Raw genomic sequence first — 8,530 nt, 5'->3', positions numbered from 1 at the left:
CCCGCTCTTCAGTTACTCGCTTAAGTTCTTGCCTGAGGCGCTTTACTTCATGCTGAAGTGCATCGTCCTGCTTACGCTGCGGCTCGGGCTTCTGGTAGCGCTTAACCCAGGCGTAAAGACTATTAGTGGATACACCAAGTCGAGAGGAGACCTCAGATACAGGGTACCCCTGCTCAGTGATCTGTTTTACGGCTTCAATTTTGAATTCTTCAGTGAACGTTTTGACTGACATAAACACTCCTTCATTAGGCCTCCATTATGAGGCAAAAAAGTGTCTACGAAACCCGGGTCTATTCAAACCTGCGCTGATGGCCACAATGGCAGCAGTAGTGAGTGCCATGCAGGCCCGGAGGATAACCGCCACCCTGAAGCGAACGGATGAAGACTGCAGCATATTGAATTTCCGTAGTGGTGGATGATGTTTAAAACCAGGACCCATGGAGACGGTGTTTTCGTGTGTCAGTTTGACGCACCACACCGCACAGGCTCGCTGCGATCGGGACGGTTGTCAGGTAAAACAGGTAACTCAAAAGTACCTCTGTCAGATAAAGGCGTAAACTCATGATTACCGAAATATTGTCACACCCGGACGACCTCTTAAGTTATCAGAATGGGTAACAAAGGAAGTCGGTTCCCTCCGCCTTCTTGCCGGGTTTTAACTCGCAGCACAAAGCCGACCGGCACTCCCTCTAAATTAATGAACTCACCTAATAAACCCTAGCGAATTACCCCCTATAATCAAATAAATCACTCTGCGTTATGCTTTTCCGACACAACAGCTGAAGGATAACCTCATGCAAACGGTAAAATTTAACAACGGTATCGACATGCCCCTGCTGGGCTTTGGTGTTTTTCAGATGACGGATGCCGCCGAATGCGAGCGCGCCGTTATTGATGCCATCAATACGGGTTATCGCCTGACTGATACCGCCGCCTCCTACCTGAACGCAACCCAGGTCGGCAACGCGCTGTGAGTTCAACGAGTCGATGCAACGCTAACTGAACTAACGGGCCGCAGTGAGCGAGGAGCAGACGTTACCTACCTGTTGAGTTTGATGATAACGGGGAGATCCCAACTCGAGTCAATCCTAACCGCTAGGCCGCTAGCACACCTTCTTACCTCATTTCTCCTCCAACTGTACACTTTGGTTATTCTATCCAGTGTCAGTAATCAGGCAATTGCAACGTAAAACTGGTGGTGCCAATTTGGTGTTAACTCGTCGCAAAACTGCAAAGTCTGCTATTTTGCACATGTTAATGGCAGCCGAGCTTCGAGGAGTTTATATGAGCAAATCGCTTGAGGTCGCCCTTTCGGTCCGCCGTGCGGAAGAAAATGAAGCGAAATTGGTGCGTGAGATAGTGCGTGCGGCCTATTCCAAATGGATTTCGGTCATTGGCCGTGAACCGACTCAGATGACGGCCGATTTTAATAAGGCAGTCCGTGAGCATGACATTGACCTCGCCATTGTCGCAGGGGAAGTGGTCGGCCTGATCGAAACATGGCTCCAGGCCGATCATCTTTGGATCGAAAATGTTGCGGTACATCCCCACCGGCAAGGAATTGGAATCGGCCGTACATTGCTGGCACATGTTGAAAGTAAGGCAGCTCAAGCTAACCTTGGGGAAATTCGCCTGCAGACGAACGAAGCGTTCGAGGCGAACATCGCACTATATGTGGTGCTCGGATATGAAATCGATAGACATGAACCGTTCAAAGGTGGAACGACCGTCTTTATGAGCAAAAAACTGTAGTGGTTACTAAAACTGCTCCCGGAACAAAGATTTCTTGAATCATATTAAAGTGTACTGCTGACCCTGATCTGTCCGCTGAAGGACTAAGGGCAGCTGTGAGCGAGGAGCGCACGTTATTCCAGACAACCGACTCAATTATTCAGATATCTGTGGAGATCCAACATTTTACCTCTTAGGCCGAGAGGGGAACATTTCCTTCAGGTCTCCTGAGGGCATCATCGCCACCGGCAAAGCAATCTTCATCCACCGTCAGGCTGACTATTTTATGCACTGGGCCACACATGCTGACTTGAAAATCATCACCGAAGGTGATTTGCAACTGCCCACCCGGCATATTGACGTTGACCCGATTATCAACCAGATTTAACTTGCGCATTACGCTGGCAGCAGCGCAACTGCTGCTACCGGATGCCATAGTAAAACCAGCACCTCGCTCCCAGATACCGATCCGCAGTGTACTGCGATCTATAACTTCCACTAGTTGCACATTAGTGCGTCTGGGGAATAATGGATGGTTTTCAATTTGTGGACCTAAACGATGAACCTCCGCCAAATCAAGCTTATCTACTAGCACTACGCAATGTGGATTACCCATGGATACCAGCGATACTGACAGTGTTTCATCCGCCAGTTTCAACGGATAATTCAACGCTTCGTACAGATCAAGTAAGGCTGGCAATGCTGTCGGATTGAAATTAGCCCGGCCCATTTCCACTGTAATCTGATGAGGATCTTCATGAACTTTGCAAAATACGTCACCGCCAGCTGTATGCACTAGAAACGGCTGATGTCCGACACGGCCGATATCAAAAAGATAGCGTGCATAGATACGCAAACCGTTGCCGCTTTTCTCGGCTTCAGAACCATCCGGATTGATGATTCGCAGAGTGGGATTGTTTTGATCACCGCTGTCGATTAGCAGACCGTCAGAACCTACACCATAGTGGCGATGGCACAAGATACGAATCTGCTCATTTCTCAGCTGTTCGGCAACAGAACGATGGCATACTAGGTAATCATTACCTAGTCCGTGATATTTATGGAGTAGTAAAGGTGTCATGGAGTCTATTGGTCTAGAGCTGATTATTTAACTATATATTACAATAAATTTTCTAGTCAGATGGATAAAACAGAAAGTGACTAATTGCTGCGGTCCTTAACGAGCCGCAAAATAGCCATCTGTAACCCAGACATTTTAGTGTCGTTGGTGAAAGCGAACTGTATTAAGCCGTATAACGTCCGCTCATGGCACAGAGCGGTCGGCAAGATGTGCTCAATGACTGTTACGAGCGAGGACGGACGTTAATCTTTTCACTGGCCGTTAAAAAATAGGTTAGTAGAATACGGGATCGGGAAAATGTTTGATGACCATTCAAAAAAGCGACTTATTCATTCTCGCCCACTAATGAAACACCCTGCCGTTTACTCCCTTATTGGAGTACCGATCGCCTGCCGCATCTCACGTACGTTGCGCGCGGGCGGTGCACCGAATTGACGCAGATATTCACGGCTAAACTGTGAGGCGCTTTCATAGCCGACGGCAAACGCCACGTCAGATGCGCGATGTTCGCCGGCAAGCAAAAGCTGGCGAGCTTCCTGCAGTCTAAGCAGCTTCTGATACTGGATGGGACTGAGGCCAGTCATCGACAAAAAATGGCGATGCAGGCTTGCCCGGCTCATGCCGCTTACCTCGCACAACGCTTCGATGCGAAGACGGCGATTGTAATTATCCCGGATCCAGGCAACAGCTCGCCGGATACTACTCAGAGCACCTTCGGGTTGGGCAATCTGACGCAGCAGTCGTCCCTGAGGGCCCTGCAGGAGACGATAAAGCAATTCCCGTTCGAGCATGGGTCCGAGAACCGGGATATCATCAGGGGTGTCGAGCAATGACAATAAGCGGAGTAACGTGTCGCTGATCGAAGCGGTCATCGGGTTTATCATGATGCCGATCCCCTTTTGTTCGCGCTCGCGAACAGGCGGTATAGCCGCCGCTAATTCCGCCAGTACGGCCGGATCCAGCACCAGAGAAATCGCAACGTAGGGCTGCCCCCCTTCATCATCAAAAATTTGTCCAATCAAAGGCAGGTCAAGGGCGCTGATAAGATACTGTTCGCTATCGTAGCTCAGAAGATTGTCGTTAATCGCGACGCGCTTCGAGCCTTGCAGGATGAAGCAGATCATCGAGCGATACAGGCAGGGTGCCTTGTCTGTCGAGCCTTGTCCGACACAGATATCTACACGGGGGATCCGTGTGATGGTCAAACCCGGTGGCGCATGCCTCAGGGCGATATCAAGATGGGGTGCAAGAGAGTTATTCATGGACTGACTATACCCATGTTCCGAGAGCCCGCAAATAGATTGATACAATCAGGCAATAAGTTGAGATTATCAGGCGTAGGTTACATATCGCTCATTGCCTAACATGGGCAGGTCAAGTATGCATCGAAAGGTGCGCCTAATAACCTAAACGAGACAGCCCATGACCAATAAGATTGCACTTATCACTGGCGCCAGCCGTGGCCTCGGCCGCAACATGGCTCTTCACCTCGCTAAGCGCGGCATCCACATCATCGGCACCTATCGTAGCGGCGCTGCAGAAGCTCAGGCGCTGAAACAAGAGATCGAAGCTCTGGGTGGCAAAGCCGCGATGCTGTCGCTAGACATCACCGATACCGCCAGTTATCAGGCTTTTTCAAACGCCGTGACTGAAACGCTGATGGCTGACTTCGGTCGAGAACACTTCGATTTTCTCGTTAACAATGCCGGTAACGGCCTCTTTGCGAACTTTGTTGATGCGACCGAGGAACAGTTTACCTCACTGGTCACCACGCACCTTCAGGGGCCGATTTTTCTGACTCAGAAATTGTTACCGCTTGTGGAAGATCGCGGTCGCATCCTCAATGTTTCGTCCGGCTTCGTCCGATTTACTTTGCCGGGATACAGTATTTATGCGGCGGTGAAGGCCGCAGTAGAGGTTCTGACCCGTTACATGGCCGTAGAGCTTGGTGCGCGCCAGATCCGGGTGAATGCGATTGCTCCTGGCGCCATCGCAACCGATTTTGGCGGCGGTGCGGTACGTGACAATGAGGATGTCAACGCCTGGGTTGCTCAGGGGATCGCGCTAGGCCGTGTCGGTTTACCGGACGATGTAGGTGGAGCGGTAGCCGCAATCCTGTCCGATGGCATGGCATGGGCTAACGGGACGACCTTTGACATTTCCGGCGGCCAACTGCTGTAACCCGAGCCACATTCATTCCAGCCTGTGATTGACCTTATTGGGGGAGCATCATGCCGAACGTTGAGCTTACGCTTATCAATCATCCGTTATGTCCGTTCGTTCAGCGCGCGGCGATTGTGTTACTGGAAAAGAAGGTACCCTTTGAGAGGATAGACGTCGATCTTGCAGATAAACCAGATTGGTTTATGGCGATTTCGCAGACTGGGAAAGTCCCCTTGCTCAAGGTGAAACTGTCGGGTAGTGCTGACGCGCTCCTGTTCGAGAGCACGGCAATTTGCGAGTATCTCAACGAAACGCAGGATGGAGTCAGCCTTTATTCCAACTATGCGATCTCCCGTGCGTGGGTAGAGTTTGGCGTGGCGGCACTCTCTGAAGCCTGGCAGTTCCTGAACGCTAAAGAACTTGCGGTTGCTGACGATAAGAAAGCCGACTTTCGTGATCAACAGGCACAGGACCGCGGAATGCCCGACGCCACTCGCTTGGGCTGACGCTGAATCTCGCCTTAAAACTCTGGCGGAAAGAAATCGGCGACTGAAACCCAGCCATGTCTGACACGCTTTCAATACTGCTGTCCGTAGTTTCCAGCAGCTCCTGACTTCTCTGAAGACGCTCCGCGTTCAGCCAATCACTCAGCGTTGTCCCGGTTGCCTTAAAAAAATGACGCGTAAGCGTCCGCCGGCTCATGCTGACAAACCCGGCCAGTGAGTTAAGGTCGTGCGGCTTGTCCAGATTGCGACGCAGGTAGTCCATCAGCTCGTTCATTTTTCCGTCCCGCGTAGATACCGGGACCGGACGTTCAATAAATTGTGCCTGACCGCCTTCCCGGTAAGGAGGAACAACCATTCTTCTTGCTACACGGTTAGCAACCGCAGAACCGTAATGATCACGGATAATATTCAGGCAGCAGTCAATACCGGCGGCGGTGCCGGCAGAGGTAATAAGGCGTTCATCACTGGTATACAGCGAGTTGCTGTCCAGACGAACGGCGGGGAATCGTTCAATGAAGTCCTGTTCGAACTCCCAGTGTGTTGCCGCCCGGTGATGATCCAGCAAGCCGGAATAGGCAAGCACATATGCACCGAGACAAAGCCCCACCACTTCTGCGCCGCGTTGCCATGCGCTTATCAGCTTATCAAGCAACGCCTGAGAAGGTCGTTCTTCCGGATGATTCCAGTAGGGCACGATAACAATGTCTGCGACATCAAGTAGCTCAAGGCCATGTTCCACGTTGATTGACAGGCCAATTTCAGACAGGACAACGCCCAGTTTTTCAGCACAGATTTTCACGCTGAATAAATCCGGCTGCGGCATAGACTTACCGAAAATAATACAGGGCACTGAAAAGTGAAACGGGCTGAATCCGGCCGTGGCGACCACGGCGACCGTCAATGCAGACATAACGTTAACCTTACCGTAAATGATAACCACCGGATCACCGGCGGCAAAATTGCTGATTTTGACTGACCAGAGGATAACAGGTGATCTGTCGGAATGGCATTTTTCCCTGAATCAGCCCAAGTGGCTCATCAGAAAGCCATCGTCTCACCGTCTTCGGGAATAAGGACCTTATCTTCAATGCCGTGTTCAAGCGAGAATTCGCGTAACTCCGCGCGGGTGAGAAGGCAATGGTTGATCGATTCCATGTGAGAAGCCACGATGGTCGCAGCCGGCAACATCTTAAGCGTGCGAAGCGTGTCCTCTTTGCCCATGATGATCGGGCCGTACAGGTCGTTGATCGCATAGCCGGTATTCAGTACCACAATCTCCGGCTTGAAGCGCTGCAGGCTTTTTACATAAGGTTTAACCCAGACGGTATCACCGGCGATATATAGCGTTTTTTCATCATGATGTGTGAAGACCAGCCCGCACGCATCACCCAGTAAATCACCCCATTTGGCATCGGAGTACAGTTCGTTACTACCGTGCTGGCCGTCAGTTTTATAAATCGTTAGTCCGTCAACAAAATGATTTTCATCTTTCAAAACGCGGATGTTAAGAAAGCCCTGAGAACGGATCAGCGCCGCGTCGCTCTCATCCTGCGTATAAATAAGCATGTCTTTGGGAACAGCCTGCTGCGCTGCTTCGTCCCAGTGATCGGTATGAGTGTGGGTCAGGATAACGGCATCTACAGCCATTAAATCTTCTACAGGCACAGGCAAGGCAACCATGGGATTACGCAGGTGCGGGCGAGCATTCCCGGCAAAACCATCCCAGGCTTCCTTTTCTGCCAGCATCGGGTCGATAAGAAATTTTTTACCGGTATATTCCAGCACGAGAGTGGCATTGCGGATTTGAGTTAATTTCATTGATTGCTCCAGTGATTCATCAGATTTTTAGGCTCAGCCAATGCGTTTGGCATTATCGGGCAGGGTGGCTGCGAGTGGCCTTACTATAAGAGGAGGAAGGGATAGGCCGTGACATGCTCGTAGGTCATTAGTCGATGAAATCAGGTCAATCGCAGTGGCTCAGTTTTTACTGGCATTTCTTCGCTGCTAAAAGGCCTGTTCAAAGGTAATAGAAGAATGGGATCGCAAAGGGAACGGCCAGCGTCGTGATCCCTCCCATCAGAAGAGCAAAAGGGATATAAGCCGCACCACAGTATTTCTCAATAATCGGCAGCGTTACATCAAGCGCCGTCGAACCAGATATACCGATGGCGGCGTTACTGTAACCGAAGCGCGAAATCAGCGGAATGAGCACCAGCGCAGATATCCCGCGAAACAGATCGCTTAAGAAAGCCACGGTTCCTAACAGCGGATTGCCCATTTTGGTGAACAGCGTTCCAGAAAGGGTATACCAGCCAAACCCGGATCCGACCGCCAGAACCTCATGGAGGTGCACTTTGATAAATAATGACGCCAGCGCGGCCCCCGTAAAGGATGACAATATCGTGATCAACGTCAGCCGCAGGTTGGCTTTGTTTAACAGCACGCGTTTCATGCTGATATTCGAATACGATAATTTTACCGCGACGGAAAATATCAACAGATACAGAAGAAAAGAGATAATGAGGTCTGCGTCCAGGTCGGGCATTAACCCCTTGAACCCCAGTATAAAGCCGCCCGCCGTCGTGATTATCTGAGTGAGCGTGGGAAGTAAAATTGACAGTATATCCGAACGACTGTTCCGCAGGTCTGGAGCGGTACGCGGAGGCCGCTTTTCTCCACTCAGCTTATCCACAGCGACCAGAACAATAAAGGTGGCCAACGACGTACCTGACGCAATGGTCAGAGCATTAAAGCCTGCGACGACGAGTTGCTCCTTAATATCAGGGATCCCGCCAACAGTGGCCCCCATAATCAACAGAAGCAAATACAGAGACAGTGTTGAGATTATATCAAAGGTGGAAGGGCGAATATTTTTAACGACTTTTTTTAGGTTAAGTCCGCCCGCAAAGGCCAGTAAAATTGGCAGCAGGCTGTATAAGGCGATGAGCATTCTTTCCTTAAGTACCTGGAAGATGATTATGTGACGAAGTGGTCGTACACAGTGATTCGCAGCGATAAAGCTGGGATATTTACCAAAACGCGGGCTGTG

The 8,530-nt window shown here is 50.6% G+C and carries 9 protein-coding genes and 1 pseudogene; 4 read left to right on the top strand and 6 right to left on the bottom strand.

All coding sequences use genetic code 11. The features are described 5' to 3' along the window. Window positions 1–232: transposase (locus EAH77_RS22920; RefSeq protein WP_140474588.1), on the bottom strand; the 232-nt coding region annotated here is incomplete at its 3' end. A gap of 562 nt (window positions 233–794) precedes the next feature. Here EAH77_RS22920 and EAH77_RS22915 point away from each other — a divergent pair. Both EAH77_RS22915 and EAH77_RS22910 read left to right on the top strand, forming a co-directional pair. Next, window positions 795–971, top strand: a pseudogene (locus EAH77_RS22915) (aldo/keto reductase); the annotation flags it as partial. A 313-nt stretch (window positions 972–1,284) separates the two neighbouring features. Then, complete coding sequence (locus EAH77_RS22910) at window positions 1,285–1,752, top strand: GNAT family N-acetyltransferase (RefSeq protein WP_140475428.1); 468 nt, start codon at window positions 1,285–1,287, stop codon at window positions 1,750–1,752. Window positions 1,753–1,924: 172 nt separating this feature from the next. Here EAH77_RS22910 and dapF read toward each other — a convergent pair whose 3' ends face one another. Both dapF and EAH77_RS22900 read right to left on the bottom strand, forming a co-directional pair. Then, on the bottom strand, window positions 1,925–2,812 hold the full coding sequence (gene dapF / locus EAH77_RS22905) for a diaminopimelate epimerase (protein ID WP_140475426.1): 888 nt from the start codon (window positions 2,810–2,812) through the stop codon (window positions 1,925–1,927). Window positions 2,813–3,174: 362 nt separating this feature from the next. Further along, window positions 3,175–4,074, bottom strand: coding sequence for an AraC family transcriptional regulator (locus EAH77_RS22900; protein ID WP_140475424.1), 900 nt, complete (start codon window positions 4,072–4,074; stop codon window positions 3,175–3,177). Window positions 4,075–4,234: 160 nt separating this feature from the next. On the opposite strand from EAH77_RS22900, the gene EAH77_RS22895 reads away from it, so the two are divergent. Both EAH77_RS22895 and EAH77_RS25845 read left to right on the top strand, forming a co-directional pair. After that, window positions 4,235–4,993, top strand: coding sequence for an SDR family NAD(P)-dependent oxidoreductase (locus tag EAH77_RS22895; RefSeq protein WP_140475422.1), 759 nt, complete (start codon window positions 4,235–4,237; stop codon window positions 4,991–4,993). A gap of 50 nt (window positions 4,994–5,043) precedes the next feature. Then, entirely contained in the window at window positions 5,044–5,481 is a 438-nt protein-coding gene (locus tag EAH77_RS25845; RefSeq protein ID WP_140475420.1) for a glutathione S-transferase family protein, read from the top strand. Here the strand turns inward: EAH77_RS25845 and EAH77_RS22885 are convergent. From EAH77_RS22885 to EAH77_RS22875, 3 genes are all read right to left on the bottom strand, one after another. Continuing rightward, on the bottom strand, window positions 5,387–6,391 hold the full coding sequence (locus EAH77_RS22885; RefSeq protein ID WP_140475418.1) for a GlxA family transcriptional regulator: 1,005 nt from the start codon (window positions 6,389–6,391) through the stop codon (window positions 5,387–5,389). The two genes, EAH77_RS25845 and EAH77_RS22885, sit on opposite strands and share 95 nt — an antisense overlap. Window positions 6,392–6,519: 128 nt before the next feature. Beyond that, window positions 6,520–7,299 carry an MBL fold metallo-hydrolase gene (locus EAH77_RS22880; RefSeq protein WP_140475416.1) on the bottom strand — a complete coding sequence of 260 codons (780 nt, stop codon included), beginning with the start codon at window positions 7,297–7,299 and terminating at the stop codon, window positions 6,520–6,522. Between the two features lie 199 nt (window positions 7,300–7,498). Beyond that, window positions 7,499–8,431, bottom strand: a complete 933-nt coding sequence (locus EAH77_RS22875) for a lysine exporter LysO family protein (RefSeq protein ID WP_140475414.1) — start codon at window positions 8,429–8,431, stop codon at window positions 7,499–7,501. Window positions 8,432–8,530 lie beyond the last annotated feature (99 nt).

Source organism: Ewingella americana (assembly GCF_006438725.1).
GTDB lineage: Bacteria > Pseudomonadota > Gammaproteobacteria > Enterobacterales > Enterobacteriaceae > Ewingella > Ewingella americana_A.
This window is presented reverse-complemented; position numbering and strand designations above follow the sequence as displayed.